General features: G+C 41.1%; 14 protein-coding genes and 2 pseudogenes. 1 reads left to right on the forward strand and 15 read right to left on the reverse strand.

The features are described 5' to 3' along the window. Positions 1-8 precede the first annotated feature (8 nt). From FGQ53_RS03770 to FGQ53_RS03795, 5 genes are all read right to left on the reverse strand, one after another. The gene (locus FGQ53_RS03770) at positions 9-1,232 is read right to left on the reverse strand and encodes an FtsW/RodA/SpoVE family cell cycle protein (RefSeq protein ID WP_138335882.1); all 1,224 of its coding nucleotides are present in this window, start codon (positions 1,230-1,232) and stop codon (positions 9-11) included. Between the two features lie 36 nt (positions 1,233-1,268). Next, complete coding sequence (locus FGQ53_RS03775) at positions 1,269-3,719, reverse strand: bifunctional DnaQ family exonuclease/ATP-dependent helicase (protein ID WP_138335884.1); 2,451 nt, start codon at positions 3,717-3,719, stop codon at positions 1,269-1,271. Between the two features lie 199 nt (positions 3,720-3,918). Next, positions 3,919-4,848, reverse strand: coding sequence for a peptidase U32 family protein (locus tag FGQ53_RS03780; RefSeq protein WP_138335886.1), 930 nt, complete (start codon positions 4,846-4,848; stop codon positions 3,919-3,921). Positions 4,849-5,433: 585 nt separating this feature from the next. After that, complete coding sequence (locus FGQ53_RS03790) at positions 5,434-7,071, reverse strand: hypothetical protein (protein WP_138335888.1); 1,638 nt, start codon at positions 7,069-7,071, stop codon at positions 5,434-5,436. Beyond that, on the reverse strand, positions 7,052-7,801 hold the full coding sequence (locus tag FGQ53_RS03795; protein ID WP_138335890.1) for an ABC transporter ATP-binding protein: 750 nt from the start codon (positions 7,799-7,801) through the stop codon (positions 7,052-7,054). The genes FGQ53_RS03790 and FGQ53_RS03795 overlap by 20 nt, the downstream gene beginning before the upstream one ends. 183 nt (positions 7,802-7,984) lie before the next feature. Between FGQ53_RS03795 and FGQ53_RS03800 the strand changes: the two genes are divergently transcribed. Then, positions 7,985-9,433 carry an alpha-amylase gene (locus FGQ53_RS03800; RefSeq protein ID WP_138335892.1) on the forward strand — a complete coding sequence of 483 codons (1,449 nt, stop codon included), beginning with the start codon at positions 7,985-7,987 and terminating at the stop codon, positions 9,431-9,433. An 87-nt stretch (positions 9,434-9,520) separates the two neighbouring features. Here FGQ53_RS03800 and alaS read toward each other — a convergent pair whose 3' ends face one another. From alaS to budA, 10 genes and pseudogenes are all read right to left on the reverse strand, one after another. Beyond that, on the reverse strand, positions 9,521-12,139 hold the full coding sequence (gene alaS, locus FGQ53_RS03805; protein WP_138335894.1) for an alanine--tRNA ligase: 2,619 nt from the start codon (positions 12,137-12,139) through the stop codon (positions 9,521-9,523). A gap of 21 nt (positions 12,140-12,160) precedes the next feature. Then, positions 12,161-12,618 (reverse strand): annotated as a pseudogene (locus FGQ53_RS03810) (LURP-one-related/scramblase family protein). 273 nt (positions 12,619-12,891) lie between these two features. Then, a pseudogene (locus FGQ53_RS11950) lies at positions 12,892-13,142 on the reverse strand (hypothetical protein). 146 nt (positions 13,143-13,288) lie between these two features. Beyond that, complete coding sequence (locus FGQ53_RS03820; protein WP_138335896.1) at positions 13,289-14,359, reverse strand: ABC transporter substrate-binding protein; 1,071 nt, start codon at positions 14,357-14,359, stop codon at positions 13,289-13,291. Beyond that, positions 14,356-15,129 carry an ABC transporter permease gene (locus FGQ53_RS03825; protein ID WP_138335898.1) on the reverse strand — a complete coding sequence of 258 codons (774 nt, stop codon included), beginning with the start codon at positions 15,127-15,129 and terminating at the stop codon, positions 14,356-14,358. Before FGQ53_RS03825 ends, FGQ53_RS03820 begins: the two co-directional genes overlap by 4 nt. Further along, a complete protein-coding gene (locus FGQ53_RS03830) occupies positions 15,126-15,932 on the reverse strand; it encodes an ABC transporter permease (protein ID WP_000753801.1) in 807 nt (268 codons plus the stop codon). Before FGQ53_RS03830 ends, FGQ53_RS03825 begins: the two co-directional genes overlap by 4 nt. After that, positions 15,913-17,070 carry an ABC transporter ATP-binding protein gene (locus FGQ53_RS03835; protein WP_125451210.1) on the reverse strand — a complete coding sequence of 386 codons (1,158 nt, stop codon included), beginning with the start codon at positions 17,068-17,070 and terminating at the stop codon, positions 15,913-15,915. Before FGQ53_RS03835 ends, FGQ53_RS03830 begins: the two co-directional genes overlap by 20 nt. Before the next feature lie 159 nt (positions 17,071-17,229). Then, a complete protein-coding gene (gene murB / locus FGQ53_RS03840) occupies positions 17,230-18,135 on the reverse strand; it encodes a UDP-N-acetylmuramate dehydrogenase (RefSeq protein ID WP_138335900.1) in 906 nt (301 codons plus the stop codon). Positions 18,136-18,248: 113 nt separating this feature from the next. Continuing rightward, on the reverse strand, positions 18,249-19,001 hold the full coding sequence (locus FGQ53_RS03845; RefSeq protein WP_138335902.1) for a YhfC family intramembrane metalloprotease: 753 nt from the start codon (positions 18,999-19,001) through the stop codon (positions 18,249-18,251). A 9-nt stretch (positions 19,002-19,010) separates the two neighbouring features. After that, on the reverse strand, positions 19,011-19,742 hold the full coding sequence (gene budA / locus FGQ53_RS03850; protein WP_000360314.1) for an acetolactate decarboxylase: 732 nt from the start codon (positions 19,740-19,742) through the stop codon (positions 19,011-19,013). Positions 19,743-21,396 lie beyond the last annotated feature (1,654 nt).

Raw genomic sequence — 21,396 nt, forward strand, 5'->3', positions numbered from 1 at the left:
TTTTCTCCTTATTTGATTCGTTTTAATACAACCTTTTTCCGCTTGAATCGGACTTTTCCACTCTTTTCTTCAGCTAGATTGGTTTGATAACTCATCGATAAAAGCAAGCCAACACCGATCAAATTACTGATAATAGCCGATCCTCCTTGCGAAATAAAAGGCAAGGGAATCCCAGTCAAAGGAAGCAAGCCCGTCACAGCGCCGATATTTTCAAAAATGTGGAAGAGTAACATCATAATCAAACCTGTAGAAATATAGGTGTAGAACTGGTTATTTGATTTAAGAGTAATCTTCAACATACGGTAAATCAGCATGAGGTAAAGGGCAATAACAAGGACTGAGCCAATAAAGCCAAAATCTTCTGCAATCACCGTGAAAATCATATCCGACTCACGAACTGGAATAAGCAGATTCGAAGCATTAAAACCTTGACCAAATAATCCACCACTTCCAATGGCAATCTGTCCTTGAGCCTGCTGATAAGTAGTTGTTTGAGCAAAGTCAAAGGGATTGAGCCAAGCCAAAATTCGATTGATTTGGTAGGTCGGCATCCCCAGTTGATGGAGAAAAGCACGACCGTCCTTACTGATAAAAATGGCTAGAAAACCAGCAATTCCTGTTACCGCAGTCACAAATACTGGAATAATAATTTTCCAAGAAACCCCTGATAGTAAGACGATTCCTGAGAAGATGGCCACAAAAACCAAAGCCGTCCCCAAGTCACTTTGAAGTGCCAAAAGAACTAGGACTGGAATGGTAAAGAGAATCATCCAGAAAATCAATAAGAAGTCCAGCGGAACTGTGCGTCTCCATTCCTTATGTTTTTTGGTAAACTGGACAATCACACGAGCCAACATGAGGATATAGGATATCTTCATAAATTCTGACGGCTGGAACAAGGTAACACCATTTACCGATACCCAGTTTTTTGCACCCGTTGATGCAACTAGGCTTGGATTATAAAAGACAATTGGCAAGACCATGAGTCCCAAGCCTAAAATATACAGAAAAGGGGTCACTTTCCAAAGAAATTCTGTATTAAAGAGCATGACCACAAAACCAATCACAAGTCCCAAGGCGATCCAGGCGACCTGTTGCCCTAAAATGGGCAGAATATTGTTTGGATAATCATGACTAACGGCTATATAAATAGCCACCACGCCGATAACCAGTAGGAAAAACACTGGCAATAGCAAACTATAATCGACTCTAGAGTCAAGAGAACGTTTCATATACACTAACCTTATACTTTCATACAATACTATTTATCAAAGTTCATTTAAAAATTTATCAATAGCCTCATCAACTGCAGATTGAGCGATCGTTGTAACGCTCGCTTCTTTTGCTAGAGAATTCACCATTTGCTTGCCGTATCGTTTTCCGACGATTCTCCTATCCAGAATGAGGGTTAAGGAACGTTGGTGTTCACGTCTCATACTTCTTCCCAACGCCTGTTTTAAACGAATAATAGCCATCGGCAATTGATAATCATAAAAGGCATTTTTCCCTTCTTGAATTAGTTCTTGATTAATCTTTTTCGTCAAAGGCTCTTGGGGATTTTGGAAAGGAAGTCTTGGTACTACTTGAATCACAAAAGGATGACTTGAAAAGTCAACTCCCTCCCAGAAACTTGCGGCACCAAGCAGGATTTGCTGTTCTCCTCTTTCAAAGCGTTTCTTTAGCTGATGAACATCCCCATTTTTATACTGGGCCAGATGACTTACAGGAAGCATATCTGAAACTGCTAAAAGCATGTCTTTAGCAGTAAAGAAGACTAAAATTGGTTGTTGGAAAGCTTGAACATCCATCAGCAAATCAGCTACCTCTTTGGCATAGACTTCTATGGAAGTTTCTGTTACTGGAGGGAAATCTTTGACCAAGACCACTTCTTGATCCTGTTTTTTATGAGCTTCAATCTTGACAAATTTGGCTTCAGGATAGCCTAAAAGGTCTGCCAAAGAAACCCTCTGACTAATCTCAAGAGTTGCCGACACTCCCAAGACTTGACATGAATCAGGCACTAAGGAAGATAGAAGGATTCGGCCTGATTTTGTAGAAGAAATCTGAATTTTCTTTTGACTCGTTTCAGTGGCTTCAAGCCAGTAATCACCTTCAGCCGTAAAATAGCGAACCAGTTCCTCAAAGCCTTCTACTTCTAATTCTGAAAAATACTGATGGAGATTAGAAAGAGAATCTAAGATACTTTTCCTAGATTTTCCAGATTGAAATTGTTCTATCAAGTAAAGACACTCAAAGCGAATACTTTCTAGTATTCGTTGTTGAATCCTATTTTCTTCTCCTACTAAAGCCTTATCAACTAAATCAATAATAGACTGGATATCGTAGGTCTGTTGAAGCAGATTTTCTAGAGCCAACAAAACTTTTTGAACTTCATCAATAATCAGTAAACGGTCGCTGACAAATTCAGGATTATCTTCAAGTCTAGTTACAAGATAGGCATGATTAGTCACTAAAAGCTTGCAAGTCTCTGCTCTTTCCTGACTACGTTTCCAGAAATCTTCCGTCACAAATAAGCTCTTAGATGATAAATTCCCATCATGACGAAGGTCTGTCAGAAAATGTTGGTAGCGGTAGAGTTGACCAATCTCATCCAAATCCCCGGTTTCTGTCTCTGTCAACCAGACCAAGAGTTGCATTTTAAAGCGTCTAAATAAGCGATTTTCATCATTTTCCTGCAAGGAACGATAAAAGGCATCCAACTTCAGGTAATTCTGTGGTCCCTTTAAACTATGAATATCTGTATGGAACACTTCCTTGAGACATTTACCTTCTTCTTCCATGATTTGATTTTGAAGAATCTTTGTCGGAACACTAAGGACAATCTGACGATTTTCCACTTGGGACAAAGCGGGTAAGAGATAACCATAAGTTTTCCCAATTCCTGTCGGCGCTTGAATTAATGAGACAGGCTCATCTTTCAATAGCAAACCAACCTCTTTAGCAAAACGTTCTTGCTTCTCCCTCACTTCAAGGTTCAACAGAGAAATATTCTTAGAAAAATCTTGAGATAATTTTCTTGGCTTATTTGGAGCTGCAAGTTTCTTGAAATACAGTCCTTGAACTTCAACCAAATCAGAAGAAGTCAGGATAGATTGGTTTCGATAAATTTCTTCAATAACCAAGTAGGACTCATATAGGAGAGCATCAGCCATTTCCAGCAAGCGTTCCAAGAGTCCTTTAGGAAGTTGGGTCATCTTTTCTCGTAGAAATAAGAGTAATTCCGCGGTAGCTTGGGCATCTGAAAGGGCTGTGTGGGCATGTTTTAGAGGAATTCCTAATTCTCGACACAAAATCGGTAAACTATATTTTTCCAGTTCTGGGAAAAAGACCTGAGCCAATTCTACCGTGTCAACACGAGGATTTCTTAGTTCATAGCCTTCGAAAAATAAATTTTCCGCTAAGAGATTGGCATCAAACTGAACATTATGGGCTACAAAAATCCCATCCTCCACCAAGTCAAAGATTTTTCTGGCAACTTGCGAAAAATCAGGTGCTTGCGCCAGACGTTGGTCTGTCAATCCTGTCAGTTCTTTGATATGAGCATCCAAAGGTTCATGGGGATTGACATCCGTCGTATAGCGATCAACGATTTTCCCATCCTCAATCACAACAATTCCCACTTGAATAATTTTAGCCTTACTACCTGTGCTAGTTGCCTCTAAATCCACCACAACATAGCGATTACCAATCGTTTTCATTATAAAAAATTATACCAAAAAAAGAGCCATTTGACACCTGCAAACATGGGATATTTTTCAAACTCAAGAACACTACTTGGCTTAAAAATCCTATCAAGTAGAGCATCCTAGCCTACTTATTTTTTGAAAATGGTGAAGAAATAAGAAAAATTGAGAGAAGAAATGTTTGTCTCTTCCTTCTCTCAACTATCTATTTACTCTATTTAACCATATCAGGATCGTAGTCATAAAATCCTGTATCAAGGAAACGGTTTTTAGGGTGTAACTTGCGAACTTCTTCATCCAGCAAGAAGGCTTGGTCATGGCTAAAGTTGCCCTCTTGGATCAAGCTACGCGCTTGGATAAAAAGTTTTGCAATCTCAACAAAGTTCTGACCAGGTGTATAGAGACCTTCTAATTTCCAGTGAGTAAAACCATGCTCCACCAATTCTGTCAATTTGGTCATCAAATCAAGGTCATTGTTGGCAAAGATGTGGGTACCATGATTGTCTTCAAAAATGGAATAATGGCTCTCAGGGTCACTTGGCTCTGCCAAGAAAAGGTCACGCTTACGGGTCTTTTCATCATCGATATGCGTAAAGTTATAGTAGTTTTGCAAGAGCGGACGTTTAGAATGATGGATAACACTAGCACCGTACACCAAAACTTCGGCAGGAATTTCCAAAATCTCTGGCATTTTGAAAAGTTCAGCTGATGGAATTTCACGCGCCAAAACAGCCTCAGATGCGCCAGCCTTTTGTCCCCAGAAGTTAATCTGACGACTACTTGTTACCATGGTTGAAGCATCGTAGATGGTTTTAAAGGAATAACCATCGCGATTGACCACATAAAAGACACCTGCATCCCCAATTGTAATGTAGTCTGTCTTGATTTCTTCCAAGAAATCTAAGAAAGGCTTGATACAATCCATCATATCTTGGTGCATAAGGGCATTGACTGCAACAATCAATTCCTTATCAGCATCATGAACCAGCTTAGCGATTTCACGCAATTGGTCATAACTAAAGGTTATTGGCAGACGAAGGCCAAAATCTTTCTCACCGACATAGATACGGTCTACACCAGATTCGAGCAGTTGTTTAACTTGTTCAATACTTTCAGCAGTTGCTGTAATGATAATCTTTTCCATAAGAAAAATTATACCACATTTCTCCAAAATCAGCCAAGACTTATCAGAGTTTTACAAATAGGGATAATTTCCGTAACTTCTCAAAGTAACTTCCACTTGCCTGACCGAAGTGGAAATTAGTCTAATACTCTTTGAAAATCTCTTCAAACCACATCAGCTTTATCTGCAACCTCAAAGCAGTGCTTTGAGCAGCCTGAGGCTAGCTTCCTAGTTTGCTCTTTGTTTTTCATTGAGTATAAAACGGATTTTTATAAGAATAACTAGATGAAAGGCAGCCCCAGAAGCATGAGAGAGCTCGCCAGTAACAATGATTTTGTATGCTATCCATAAATAGCAAACATCTCAAGCTCCATTAATCTTCAAAATATCATAGATAAAATCTAGTCCAAAATTTAAGCAATTGATGCTGTAGGATTTATACATTGTTATAAATTTCTAGTCGTTTTGTTTTTATGATAACAAAAATGACCTAGAAAAACGAGTATCTCCATCTACGGAAATACTCGTTTTTTTGCTAGTTAGAAGTGGTTTTTTGCTCAGCCTCATTTCTTTTTATAAAATTTATCAAGCAAGCGACCAACTATCTCATCTTTTTTCTATTTCTGCCAATATGCGTGACAGGTAGTAATGATAGCCAAAAATAGCAAGGCCAAGCAGGAGAATAAGAATTCCTACTCCCAAGCTAATGGCAAGGACAGGGGCGAGAGACTTAACCAGAAACAAACTTGCTATGACTAAAATCATTAAGATAACACTATAAACCAAAATCAAAACAATTGCTACTATACGATTTGAACGGTTCACCAAGTCCGTAATGCTACTCCAATTGGTTGACAGATTTTTAACGTCCTTAAAGTAATGGTGGCAAGAAAGGATGACACTGGCAAGGATCCATGCCACAAGGAGGTAAATCATCGAAAGGATGGGCAAGCCTAGATATAGAGAAAGACCAAGTAAAGTCACGATAGGTAAAAAGGACTGAACAACAAAGATAATCCAAAATTTTACTTTCACATAACGAGCAAAGTCAAAGGGTAAACTCTTAAGAAAATCAACATTTTCCCTCTCCAAGGATAAGGCAATTGAATGCAGGCTGGTGATATTGTTATTGACAACAGCTAGAAAGAGACCGATAAAAAACAAGGGTAACCAGTATGGAGGATGAATGTCTGGAACTATCTGAGAATCTCGGATGTTGGAAATCAGACCGATCATCATGAGATAAGGAAGGAAAGCACTTGTAAAAAGCACTGTAATCACGCCAGTCCCCTGTCCCAAAAGAGTGAGGTGATAGCGTAAAACCATACGGAAAAAACCCTTTTTATTAGTAGTTGAAATTCTCTCCTTATTGCGACGTTCTTTTTTGACCTTCTCCTCACTATTAAGCAGAATCACGTCATAAAAATGAGGAAAAACCTTCTTTTTGGTCAGGTAAAGCAAGAAGAGAGTTAGCCCTATCCAAGCTAACAGACCCAGTATGGCTTCTGTCGAAAAAGGCTCCACTGCTATTTTGTAAAAGAGATGAATAGGATAAAGGAGAAATGGAATGTCTCTAACTTTGTCAACAATACTTCCAGAAGTCGACTGTAGAAAGAAGACAAATATTAAAGGTATGAGAACACCTATCCCAATCATCACATTGGCAAAAATAGACTGATACTTTCTGAAGACCGTAGTCTGAGCCAAGAAATGTACTGCCACTACCATCACTAAAGTAACAGAGACAAATAACAAGGCCAAGGACAGCAGCATCAAAGGCAAGCCCAGCCAAAGAGAAGGAGCTAGCCTAATATAGAGGACTAGAAAATAAGCTAGGATTGGTACAATTCCAGCTAGAGCTGGCAAGAGAACAGACAGTCCTTTAGCAATTATAATCTCTGATTCTTTAAAGGCATAGGGCCTATACGATGCCAAGTCCTTACTCTCATAAAAGACATTGTAAAATGCAGTGAAAGAAGTTGAAAAGGCAAGCACCAGTAAAATAGCAACCATGGTACTAAAAAAACTTGGCCTTTCCTCAAAAGGAAAACGAAAGGCTATATTTATAAACGTGAAAAGCATCAAGAGACTGGAAAAAATGTAAGAACTTAGGACTCTAGCGGAAACATTTACTTTTTTTCCAGGATTTTTAGCTTGCTTCTTTCGTAGGTTAGCCAGATTAGCTTCTTGAGATGAATAGAGGATATTGATATCAACTAATTTTTTAATGACCTTGAGACGCATCTGAAACCTCCTCTTTTCTACCAGCAAGGCTAAGGTAGATACTTTCCAAAGACTGGTCTGGATGGTCTTTTCTCAAGTCCTCCACGCTACCACAATAAATCAAATGCCCCTTTTTCAAAATCGCAATCCGATCACAGACTTGCTCTGCCACCTCTAGGACATGGGTTGAAAAAAGGACAGTCTTACCTTTTTGTGCATGTTCCTTCATCATTTGCTTCAAATCAAAGGCAGCCTGGGGATCCAAACCAGTCAAGGGTTCGTCCAAGACCCAAATATCAGGATCAGACAAGAGCGCCCCTATCACAAAGACTTTCTGACGCATTCCGTGAGAGAGGGTTTCAATAACCTGATAACGATTTTCAACAAAATCAAAAACGTTCAATAACCTAGCTAGACTAGCTTCCAAGTCAGAACTGCTCAAATCATAGGATGAAGCAATCAATTCCCAAAATTCATTGGCTGTTAAGCGTAAAAATAAGTCAGGCGAGTCTGCTACGTAGCCAATCTTTCGTTTAATAGCCAAGCGATTTTCCGATAAATCCTGGCCGTCTACCAGAATACGACCGCTGCTAGGCGAAATGATACTGACTAAAGATTTTATAGTGGTCGATTTTCCAGCCCCATTATGGCCGATCAAGCCCATAATCTCCCCATTTTCAATCTGCAAATTGAGATTGCTCAAGGCCTCTTTATCACCATACAACTTACTAACATTTTGAAATTCAATCATGAGAAATCTCCTCTCTTTATCTGTATCTGTATTACATACTATTATACTAGCACTTTGATACAAAAAAATCAACACTTTATCTTAAGTCGTTAAAATAGTTTTCTTCTTTTAACGCAAACGTTTGCGTTAAAAGATAGTTTATGATAGAATAAAGAACAAGATTGACAAGTAAGAGGAAAAACAATGCAAAATCAAACACTCATGCAATACTTTGAATGGTATCTGCCCCACGACGGCCAACACTGGACGCGTTTGGCTGAAGATGCTCCACACCTAGCTCATCTGGGGATTAGCCACGTCTGGATGCCACCAGCTTTCAAGGCTACCAACGAAAAAGATGTAGGCTATGGGGTCTATGACTTATTTGACCTTGGAGAGTTTAACCAAAAAGGGACTGTCCGCACCAAGTATGGTTTCAAAGAAGACTATCTTCAAGCCATTCAAGCCCTAAAAGCACAGGGAATTCAACCAATGGCCGATGTGGTTCTCAACCACAAGGCTGCAGCCGATCACATGGAAGCCTTTCAGGTTATCGAAGTGGACCCTGTAGACCGTACAGTGGAACTTGGAGAACCCTTCACCATCAATGGCTGGACTAGCTTTACCTTCGATGGTCGCCAAGATACCTACAATGACTTCCACTGGCACTGGTACCACTTCACAGGTACAGACTACGATGCCAAACGCCGTAAATCTGGGATTTATCTCATTCAAGGAGACAACAAGGGCTGGGCTAACGAGGAATTGGTCGATAACGAAAACGGCAACTACGACTACCTCATGTATGCCGACCTAGACTTTAAACACCCTGAAGTCATCAAAAATATCTATGACTGGGCTGATTGGTTCATGGAAACAACTGGTATTGCTGGTTTCCGCTTGGATGCCATCAAACACATCGACTCTTTCTTTATGCGTAATTTCATCCGCGATATGAAGGAAAAATACGGTGACGATTTCTACGTTTTTGGTGAATTTTGGAACCCAGACAAGGAAGCCAATCTGGACTATCTCGAAAAAACAGAAGAACGCTTTGACCTTGTCGATGTTCGACTCCACCAGAATCTCTTTGATGCTAGCCGAGCTGGTTCCAACTATGACCTTCGTGACATTTTCACGGATAGCTTGGTGGAACTCAAGCCCGACAAGGCTGTAACCTTTGTCGACAACCATGATACCCAACGAGGACAAGCCCTTGAGTCGACTGTTGAAGAATGGTTCAAGCCAGCAGCCTATGCCCTTATTCTATTACGACAAAATGGGCTTCCATGTGTCTTTTACGGAGACTACTATGGGATTTCAGGGCAGTATGCTCAAGAAGATTTCAAAGAAGTCCTTGACCGCCTCCTAGCCATACGAAAAGACTTGGCCTATGGAGAGCAAACAGACTACTTTGATGACGCAAACTGTATCGGTTGGGTACGTTCAGGTGCTGAAAATCAATCCCCAATCGCAGTCTTGATCTCAAATGACCAAGAAAACAGCAAGTCAATGTTTGTCGGCCAAGAATGGGCTAACCAAACCTTTGTTGATCTCCTTGAGAATCATCCAGCACAAGTTACAATCAATGCTGACGGTTATGGAGAATTTCCAGTAGCAGCGGGTTCAGTCAGTGTCTGGGTGGCAAAATAAACCTATCAGTTACAAGTCAAATCCAACCGGGTTTGGCTTTTTGGTATTCACAAAAAGACCCACCCAAATGGATAGATCTTCATTGTCTTATAATTTACCTGCTACCGCATCCAACAATTCTTGGATTTTCGCTTGGTTGCTTCCTCCTGCCATGGCCATGTCTGGTTTACCACCACCACGTCCATCAACGATTGGAGCCAATTCTTTGACCAAGTTTCCTGCACGGATATCTTTAATCTTGCTAGCTACAAGAACGTTTACCTTGTCACCGATAGCTGCAACTAGGACAAGCACATCAGAGTAGTCTTTTTGTTTCCAGTTGTCCGCAAAGGTACGAAGGGCACCGGCATCTGATACAGACACTTGACTAGCAATGTAACGGTGACCGTTGACTTCCTTAACATCCTTGAAGATATCGCCTGCGGCTGCAGCTGCGGCTTTTTCTTTCAACTCAGCATTTTCTTTTTGAAGTTGGCGAAGTTGTTCTTGAAGTCCTTCTACCTTGTGAGGTACTTCTTTGAGTTGAGGTGCTTTCAAGGTTGCTGCGACGACTTTCAGAGCATCTTCTTGTTCGCGGTAGGCTTCAAAGGCTTCCTTACCAGTCACTGCCAAGATACGGCGAGTTCCTGAACCAATCCCTTCTTCTTTGACAATCTTGAAGAGGCCAATTTCAGAAGTGTTACCTACGTGGGTACCACCACAAAGCTCAACAGAGTAATCACCGATGTTCACAACACGAACTTCTTTACCGTATTTCTCACCAAAGAGGGCCATAGCTCCCATTTCTTTGGCAGTGTCAATATCCGTTTCAACTGTCTTCACTTCAAGAGCTTCCCAGATTTTCTCATTGACTTGCTGTTCAATAGCACGTAATTCTTCAGCAGTTACTGCTTGGAAGTGAGTAAAGTCAAAGCGAAGGAATTCAACTTCATTAAGAGAACCTGCTTGTGTCGCATGGTTTCCAAGGATATTGTGAAGGGCAGCGTGAAGCAAGTGAGTAGCAGTGTGGTTTTTCATGACACGGTGACGACGATTGGTATCGATGGCCAATGTGTATCCTTGGTTCAAAGCAAGAGGTGCAAGAACTTCAACCGTGTGAAGAGCTTGTCCGTTTGGCGCTTTTTGAACATCTGTCACTGTAGCCACAAGGTTTCCAGCAGCATCCAAGATTTGACCGTGGTCAGCTACCTGTCCACCCATTTCAGCGTAGAATGGAGTCTCTGCAAAGATCAGAGAGGCAGTTCCTTCTGAAACAGCTTCAAGTTCAGCATTGTCAGCTACAATAGCTACCAACTTAGAAGGCAATTGACTAGCATTGTAGTTGAAAACACTTTCCACTGTAATGTTTTGGAGGGTTTCATTTTGCATTCCCATTGAGCCACCCTTCACAGCTGACGCACGCGCACGTTCTTGTTGCTCTTTCATGGCTGCTTCAAAACCTTCACGGTCTACAGTCATCCCAGCTTCTTCAGCGATTTCTTCTGTCAATTCAACTGGGAATCCATATGTATCATAGAGTTTGAAGACATCTGAACCAGAGATAACACTTTGTCCTTTAGCTTTCAAGTCAGCTACTATTGTTTCTGCAAAGTGTTGACCTGAGTGAAGGGTACGAGCAAATGACTCTTCTTCGCTCTTGATGATTTTTTCAATAAAGTCACGTTTTTCAAGCACTTCTGGGTAGTAGCTTTCCATAATTTTTCCAACAGTTGGAACCAGTTTGTAAAGGAAAGGCTCGTTGATGCCCAATTTTTGACCATGCATAGAAGCACGACGAAGCAGACGGCGAAGGACATAACCGCGGCCTTCATTTCCTGGAAGGGCACCATCCCCAATGGCAAATGAAAGTGAACGGATGTGGTCAGCGATAACCTTAAAGCTCATGTTATCGCCATCTTGGTCGTAGACCTTACCAGACAATTTCTCTACTTCACGAATAATAGGCATGAAGAGGTCTGTTTCAAAGTTAGTCTTAGCCCCTTGGATAACGGCTACCAAACGCTCCAAACCTGCGCCCGTATCAATGTTCTTGTGTGGCAATTCCTTGTACTCGCTACGAGGAACAGCAGGGTCTGCGTTAAATTGTGACAAAACGATGTTCCAGATTTCGATATAGCGGTCGTTTTCAATATCTTCTGCAAGCAGACGAATACCGATATTTTCTGGGTCAAAGGCTTCCCCACGGTCAAAGAAAATCTCTGTGTCTGGTCCAGAAGGTCCCGCACCGATTTCCCAGAAGTTGTCCTCAATTGGAATCAAGTGGCTTGGATCCACTCCCACTTCAATCCAGCGGTTGTAAGAATCTTTATCGTCTGGATAGTAGGTCATGTACAGTTTTTCAGCTGGGAAGTCAAACCACTCAGGGCTTGTCAAAAGCTCATAGGCCCAAGTGATGACTTCGTCACGGAAGTAATCACCGATAGAGAAATTCCCCAACATTTCAAACATAGTATGGTGACGTGCTGTCTTCCCTACGTTTTCAATGTCATTAGTACGGATAGCCTTTTGCGCATTGGTGATACGTGGATTTTCAGGTTTGATAGTCCCGTCAAAATATTTCTTAAGGGTTGCTACCCCAGAGTTGATCCACAAAAGAGTTGGGTCGTTTACAGGAACCAAACTCACTGATGGTTCTACAGAGTGACCTTTGGTCGCCCAGAAATCAAGCCACATTTGGCGTACTTGTGCACTAGATAGTTGTTTCATATTTTCTCCTTATTTACTTCTTTAATGTGATTGGCTTTCCAGCATTTCCACATAGTCAATCGCGACACAGAGGGAAATGATTAGGTCTGCATAAGCATCCTCAAGAACCGTTACGGTATAGGTAGATGTCAGATGGAAGAGTTCTTTCCTGATTTCCGCAATCAACTGATCGCGTTCATCCAACAATTTGAAATTCAAATCCCAGATTATCAAACTCATACTTATCTCGCCAGAAGGTCAACTTCTTACGAATGACAAAACTCGATTCATCCTGAAGCTGAATCTCAAAACGAGGAAGTAGGATCCAAATCTCCTTACTAATCTCACTGACTTGATGATCAGCTGCGTCATAGATGGTAAAGGTTTTGGGAATCTTAAAAAATGATCCCTCCACCTTAGGCGATTTCTCCCCTGTCATCCTTGATAGCGAAGCGTTCGCCTCCAAGACGAAACTTTTGTTTGACAATAAATGTTTTCATCAACACCTCCAAAAATCAAAAAACAAGCTCATATCACGAAGGGCGAAAAACCGCGGTACCACCTTCATTCAATGAACTTGTCATTCTCTTATTCTTATGCAATTGTATAATTGAGTAGCATGACTTCCTAGCTTAGATGGCTCGCAGCACCGCCATTTCTCTGGACTAAGACAAGTGAAAATCAATTCTCAACTTTCTTATTATAACGTTTTTTTAAGTCTGCGTCAACTGGAAATGATAACCATTTAAATAACCAACTCCCTACATCTCCGATTACTTTTTCAGGATATATTTTTTCTTACTGCTATCACTCTTTTTATCCCAACTTTTATCCCAAGTTTTCGAATTGCTAAAAATAGCTACACAAATATTTGCAAATGTAAAGTTTCCTATCACCAAATATATAGACTCAGTTGTTAGATATTGTCGAGCCAAACCATCCTTTAGATAGAATAGTATAACAGTTTGCTGAACAGTCAAAAAGGTTGGCCAGAAACTTTTTTGAAAAAAGTAGACATTTTTATTATTTGTTACCGCTTTCTGTAAGGTTAAGCTTAGTATACTACTAGGCAAGAAAATAAGCAACTATCATAGAAAAACATACAGTTATAAAAATTGCCTTCTATTTTCAAAAAAACGAACCAGCGTGACTGATCCGTTTTCATACGTTCTACTTCCGATACATTTTAAACTGTAGGAAGAGGTCGCTATATTTTCCTGTCCATTTATGGTCAAATTTCTCATAAACTTCTAGGTGTTTCATGGTTTCAGCATCGGGATAGAAAGCCTTGTCTTCTTTCTTCTCCTCTGGGAGCAATTCCTTAGCTGGTAGGTTTGGTGTTGAATAGCCGACGTACTCCGCATTTTTAAGAGCATTTTCGGGTTTCAACATAAAGTTGATAAAGGCATAGGCGGCATCTTGGTTTTTCACGGTTTTGGGAATGACCATATTATCAAACCAGAGATTGCTGGCCTCTGTCGGTACCACATATCGTAGATTTTCATTTTTTTCTAGCATTTGGCTGGCTTCACCAGAGAAGGTCACGCCGATAGCAGCATTGTTCTGAATCATGTAACCCTTCATCTCGTCCGCCACAATAGCCTTGATATTTGGAGTCAATTTGTAGAGCTTGTCCACTGTCTCTTCCAACTGCTGTGGATTTTTAGAGTTGAGGCTGTAACCAAGCGAGTTAAGCCCGAGTCCCAAGACCTCACGCGCCCCATCAAAAAGCATGATAGAGTTCTTATACTCTGGCTTCCAAAGGTCATCCCAATGCTCAGGCGCCTCATCTACCATGGTTTCATTATAGACAATTCCCAAGGTTCCCCAGAAGTAAGGAATGGAGAATTTATTGCCTGGGTCAAAGGACTGGTTGAGGAACTCTGGTCCGATATTTTCAAGACCTTCAAGTTTTGAATAGTCAAGCGGTACCAAGAGGTCTTCGTCCTTCATCTTGTTAATCATGTACTCACTAGGGATGGCAATATCGTAGGTCGTTCCACCCTGCTTGATCTTGGTATACATGGCTTCGTTGGAATCAAAAGTCTCATACTGGACTTGGATACCTGTTTCTTCTGTGAATTGCTCCAAGAGTTCTGGATCGATGTAGTCACCCCAGTTGTAGATAACCAGTTTTTGACTATCTCGGCTATTGATTTTACTATCTAGATGAGTCGCAATTCCCCACAAGACCAGGATAATGGCTACAATTCCTGCTAAAAATGAATAGAGTTTTTTCATGCTTGCTCCTCCTTCTCACGTGAGATAAAGTAATATCCAACCACTAGGATAATACTAAAGAGAAAGACGAGGGCAGACAGGGCATTGATTTCTAGAGAAATCCCCTTACGAGCACGAGAGTAAATCTCAACTGAGAGGGTTGAAAAGCCATTTCCTGTGACAAAGAAGGTTACGGCAAAGTCATCTAGTGAGTAGGTGAAGGCCATGAAATAACCTGCAATGATAGACGGTGTCAGGTAAGGAAGCATGATTTCCTTAAACATCTGAAATTGACTGGCACCAAGGTCATAGGCCGCATGAATCATGTCTCCGTTCATTTCCTTGAGTCGAGGCAAGACCATCAAGACCACGATAGGAATGGAGAAGGCCACGTGACTAGAGAGAACGGTCAAAAAGCCAAGTGAAAACTTGAGTTGGGTAAAGAGAATCAAGAAGCTGGCACCAATCATAACGTCAGGCGCAACCATAAGGATATTATTGAGCGATAGAAAGGCTTCTTGGTATTTCTTACGAGACTGGTAGATGTAAATGGCACCCAAAGTCCCGATAATGGTCGCAATCAAGGCTGACAGAAAGGCCAAGAAAAAGGTCTGAGTCACAATCAACATGAGACGACCATCACCAAACATGGTTTTAAAATGGCTCAAGCTAAAGCCTGTAAAGCTGTTCATGTCGTTGCCTGCGTTAAAAGCATAACCAATCAGGTAAAAAATAGGCAGATAGAGGACAAGAAAGACCAGCCCCAGATAAAGGTTGGCAAATTTTTTCATCGTTCTCTCCTTTCCTTAGTCACCCACATAGTGATGAACATGGTCAGGATGAGAATCACACCGATAGTAGAACCCATACCGTAGTTGTCATTGGTCAGGAAGTTCTGCTCAATTGCTGTCCCAAGAGTGATAACGCGGTTTCCACCAATCAAACGGGTCAGCATGAAGAGACTCAAACTTGGGATAAAGACGGATTGAACTCCACTTCTCACCCCATTCATCGATAGAGGGAAGATGACATGGCGGAAGGTTTCCCACTTGGTCGCACCGAGGTCATAACTTGCATTGATGAGGTTGTTATCCATATCGTCCAAGACATTGAAAATCGGCAATATCATAAAGGGAAGCTCGATGTAGCTTGCGACAAAGATAAAGGAGAAATCGGTAAAGAGCAACTGCTGCGAACCGATTCCGATAAATTCCAAGAATTGGTTAATAGAGCCATTCTGACCAAAAATCCCAATAAAGGCATAGGCCTTGAGGAGCAGATTGATCCAGGTTGGCAAGATAATCAGCATGAGCCAGAGTTGACGGTGCTTGAGACGGGTCAAAAAGAGGGCTGTTGGATAGCTGATAAGCAAGGTCACAAAGGTCACAATTCCTGCATAGAGTACAGAGTTGAAGCTCATTTTGAGGTAGGTCAAGTTTTGTGACGCAAAGTAAGATTTATAATTTTCTAAACTGAATTGTCCTTCAATATTGAAAAAGGATTGACCGAAAATCAAGACCAAGGGTGCCAACACAAAGAGGGCAATCCAGAGCATGTAGGGTACTACAAAGAGTTTAGAGCTTGTTTTCTTCATCTCTTTCCTCCTCGATTGCATTGATCAGACCTGCTTCTTGCTCTTCGATTTCCACATATTCTTCGATACGAGCATCGAACTCTTCTTCGGTTTCGTTAAGACGCATGATGTGGATGTCTTCTGGTTCAAAGTCCAGACCGATTTCCTCACCCACGATGGCCTTACGAGTTGAGTGGATCATCCATTCATTTCCAAGTTCGTCATAGGCGATAATTTCATAGTGAACCCCACGGAAGAGCTGGGTATCGACCTTAACTTGGAGCTTGCCTTCTTCAGGAAGGGTAATACGCAAGTCCTCTGGACGAATCACAACCTCGACAGGTTCATTTGGTTTCATACCTCCATCGACCGCTTCGAAGCGTTTGCCGTTAAATTCAACCAAGTAGTCCTCAATCATGGTTCCTGGCAAGATATTTGACTCACCGATAAAGGTGGCAACAAAGTGGTTGATTGGCTCATCGTAGATGTCCACAGGTGTTCCAGACTGGACAATCTCGCCATCATTCATAACGAAAATCCAGTCACTCATGGCAAGGGCTTCTTCCTGATCGTGAGTAACAAAGACAAAGGTAATGCCCAATCGTTGTTGCAGTTCACGCAGTTCGTACTGCATATCTGTTCGCAATTTCAAGTCCAGCGCTGACAAGGGCTCGTCCAACAAAACCACACGGGGTTGGTTGATGATGGCACGGGCAATGGCCACACGCTGACGTTGTCCTCCAGAGAGTTTACGGATGGAACGTTTTTCATAACCTTCCAACTGAACCATCTTGAGAACTTCCGCTACGCGTTTCTCGATTTCTTTCTTGTCAATCTTGCGCAAGCGGAGCGGAAAGGCAACATTTTCAAACACATTCATATGTGGAAACAAGGCATAGGATTGGAAGACCGTATGGACGTCTCGCTTGTTGGTTGGGATGTCATTGATACGGACACCGTCTAGCATGATATCTCCTGTCGTCGCATCCAGTAAACCTGCAATAATGTTTAGGATAGTTGATTTCCCTGAACCAGATGCGCCTAGAAGGGTATAGAATTTTCCCTCTTCCAACTCAAAGTTGATGTCTTTGAGAACCTTGGTGTTGCTGTCTTCAAAAACTTTAGAGACGTTTTTGAATTCGATAATTGGTTTTTTCAATTGGCATAAATTCCTTCTTTTTCATAGATTAACAGATCAGGGCTCTGTCAGGCCGCCACTACCTCTTGCAGGGAGTAAAACCACCTGCATACATCTTCGTTACCGATAGGCTTTCAACCCCTTTCCATGACATAGCAGCAGCTTTTTAACTAAAGCTTCCTACTTGCTTTCACCCAAGATACGGACTTCTCTCTCAAGGGTAACACCTGAGTGCTCCTTGACTTTTTCAATAACAGATTGGATCAAGTCTTCATAGTCTTTCGCCGTTCCGTCCGCAACATTGATCATAAAACCTGCATGCTTTTCAGATACTTCAACACCGCCGATACGATAGCCTTTCAGACCAGCCTCTGAAATCAACTGACCTGCAAAATGCCCCACTGGACGCTTAAAGACTGAACCACAAGATGGGTATTCTAGAGGTTGTTTGAGTTCACGTAGGTGCGTCAAGCGATCCATCTCTTGCTTGATAACCTGATGATTCCCTGAAGAGAGGGCAAATTTAGCTGACAAAACAATGGACCCAGAATCTTGAACAGCTGAATGGCGGTAACCAAAAGCCAAATCCTTGGCAGACAGAGTCTCGATTTCTCCATCCTTAGTCAAGACCTTACAAGACTGCAAGATGTGGGCAATCTCGCCACCATAGGCACCAGCATTCATAAAGACAGCACCACCGACACTTCCAGGAATGCCACAAGCAAACTCAAAACCAGTCAAACTATGACGAAGCGCAATGCGTGTTGTCTCAATCAAGTTGGCTCCTGCTTCTGCTTCAATGGTATAACCATCAACGGAAACGTTATTAAGCTTGTCACACAAGATGACAAATCCACGAATTCCACCGTCACGAACGATAATATTGCTGGCATTCCCTAGCACCATCCAAGGAATATTCTCTTGATTGGCAAATTGAACGACACGCGCCATCTCATAGCGATTCCGTGGCAAAACCAGATAATCCGCTCGTCCCCCTACTTTTGTATAACTATAAGTATGCAATGGTTCTTTAAAACGGATATCAATCCCTTCTAAGATTTCAAGTATTTTTTCTTTTACTGACATGTAACTCTTCCTTTTTCAAAATTCATTCCATTATACCATTTTTAAGACCATTTGACGACCATAAAAAGACCTTGTTTGCTTTTTGCATAAAAAAAGAGGTTCCCCTCTTTTTCTTATGATTTTTTGCAAAAGATTGCCTTGGTTCCATAGGCAACCAAAACGAGCTCCAGTGCTAGGACAACTTCCACCAAGACTGGATTTGTCAACCAGCCAACTTGGACTAGAGATGGTGCCAGGTCAAAGAAGGCATGTAGGCCATAGGCCGCTAGGAGATAAGTCCATTTCTTCTGGCGAACAGCTTGGTAAACCCAAACTGTCAAAAGCAATTGGAATCCTAGAGCCAAAATCCGTTCAAAACCAAACAAATAAATCTGCCAAACAGAAAGTGACTTGATGGTTTTCAACATATTTTCAGACAGCAATTTCATAACCTGTGGATCCTGAGTTTGAACTGCTGAAAGCACCATGTAGAGATTGAGCAAACTGGCGATGCCTAGGAAAATCAATTCCAAGCCACCATGCCCCAGTCCATAGGCCAAGGCGTCTGCCTTTTCCAAACTTCTCTTTTTCTCCAACCATTTGAAGAAAACAAGACGAGCTGTTTCCTCAAAAAATGCTGCCATGGCTAGGCCATAGATGATATAGACAAGTGGATGGTCCTGCAAGAGGGCAATACTACCGTCCTTTTGAGGGTGCAAAATCAAGACATGCACCAGTTTTTCCAAAATCTGTGAAGAGACAAAGAAGGCAACAGCTCCCAAGCCCAAGACAGCTAGATTAATCTGGTATTTCTTTTTGGCATACCAAATGCTCCCTAGCAAGAAAGCCAGTAACAGCACCATGGTAATGATAATATGAATGGTCATTTTCTTCTCCTATTCTGCCTTTTCGATATCTTTTTTCATCTCATCAACATTGAACTTAGCAAACAAGTATTGACGATCTTGTACCGGAAAACGTTGGTCCAACTGGTCAACCGCTCCTACCTCAATAATGCCTTCCTTGATGACAAAGTCCATGACATGTCCACCAAAGGTCAAATCATCTGAGATGAAGTGGAGATGATAGCCTGCTACACTAACCCCATGGAAAATCTCTGGGGTCCAGAAACCAACGATGGTTCCTGCCACATTGTCGCGACTATACTCAGGCTGATGCGTTGCGACCTCAGCAAACTTGGTATCTGGTGTCGACTTGGGAATCATGCGCACATGCATATGCGAAAATTCCCCACGAATCTTGATCGAGCGGAAAAGATTTTCCCCATCATAATAAGACTCGATTCGTTCTTCCAATTCCTTGTCTGTCATCTCAAAGCGCTGTCGGAAAATGACCTCTGCCTGATGCGGTACCACTGCAGCGTAAGGAATAAGGGCATCTGGTGACACTTCCACAATTTCTGGTTGCTCTCCTGACCCCTTGGCCTGATAAGCCTTGCCATCCAAGACAATCAATTCTCCATCAATGGAATCCAAGGTTCCCAAACCAAGGTCACCATGCTCTAGCAATTCTCCTACTGTCATGGTCCCACCATAAAGGCCAGCCATCAAGGCTCCAAGGGTATTGTATTGAAATAATTTCACTGGTTCCTGCACGTTCTTATCCATTCTCTTTCTTGTCTGTTATACTCAATGAAAATCAAAGAGCAAACTAGAAAGCGAGCCGCAGGTTGCTCAAAGCACTGCTTTGAGATTGTAGATAAGACTGACGAAGTCAGTTACATATATCTACGGCAAGGCGAAGCTGACGTGGTTTGAAGAGATTTTCGAAGAGTATTATTCTATAAATGTTACTCCTAAGTATACCACATTTGCCCTTAGATGTGAACGAGAGAAACACTCTAGACATTGCCAAGAAGGAAAAAAAGGGTACAATGTAACAAAATCAAGGGAGGTCTGGAATGAAGAAACAAAGCAAGTACCAAGAGGTCGTTTCCTATCTAAAAAATGGCATCGAGTCTGGACGTTTTCCGACGGGAAGCCTGAGATTTTGACAGAAATAAAACTTGAACTAGCACAACAACCCCTAAGGAACGCACTTCCCTAGGGGCCGCTTTTTATTTAACTAAATCATTATTTATTTTTTACTCCTAGCAAACATAAATATTGTATTAATAATTGCAAAAACAAATGCAAACAAAAGGATTTTCCAAAGGATAAATTTTTGTAACACTAAATACGCATATACAAATCCAATCAAAAAGCTAATAATCCCATCTTTTATTAAAAAGTTTTTATCACGCATTATTCCATACCTCACTGAACTGTCCAAATAGCCAATTGAGCAGCAATGATATAAATATTTGTTTTAAGTCCATTAGCTTTAACAAATCTTAGTACCACTTTAGCTAATTCTGACCAAGCCTTTTTCTACGCATACTTAACAATTAGCGAAACATTGATCACAGCAAAAAATTCATCTCGTATTTTTCTCGCTATACATCCTCCCATCTCATCCCAAGGGACTCTGTCATAGGGATTATTAATATTAGTTTCTAATTCCTTTTCCGCAAGAGCAATATCTTTTTGAGAAAAGTTTTTATAAACATATTCAGTAAAATTTTTTCATTAACTTAATTTCTAAACATTTGTTCAAGAACATTGGCTACATCATCTATTCGTTTTTGTTCTTGGGTACTAATTTCAGAAACTTCCGTGGTAATTACATCATCAGCAAATACTCTAACAGAAGCTATAGAAGGAGACATAGTGGAAAATAGTGATAATACAACAAGAGATGTAGTTCCGTTTTTTTAATTTCATAAAAAACACTCCTTTCAAGTCACAAATGTATATTACTGATAAAATAACTTGACTTTCTGATTTAAACTCCTTTCTAACAAGTTATTAGTATACTTTTATTTTTCAATTCTATTATACCACAACAAGAAAGCGATTTTAAGCTTTTTTCCTAAAAACAAGTGCAAGTAATAAGAGGAAATTAGCATGAAAACTTTTTAAAACAAACCAATCCCAGATAAAAATACACATTTTGTTTTAAAGAGAAAAAAAGTTCCGAAAAACTGTCACATCCGCATTTGATTGCTCTTTGATTAAAAAAAGTGTTAAAGATGGGAGTATACCACATTTGCCCTTAGATGTGAACGAGAGAAACACTCTAGACATTGCCAAGAAGGGAAAAAAAAGGTACAATGTAACAAAATCAAGGGAGGTCTGGAATGAAGAAACAAAGCAAGTACCAAGAGGTCGTTTCCTATCTAAAAAATGGCATCGAGTCTGGACGTTTTCCGACGGGAAGCCG

It is taken from the genome of Streptococcus mitis (genome assembly GCF_005844455.1).
Classification (GTDB): Bacteria; Bacillota; Bacilli; order Lactobacillales; family Streptococcaceae; genus Streptococcus; species Streptococcus mitis_BF.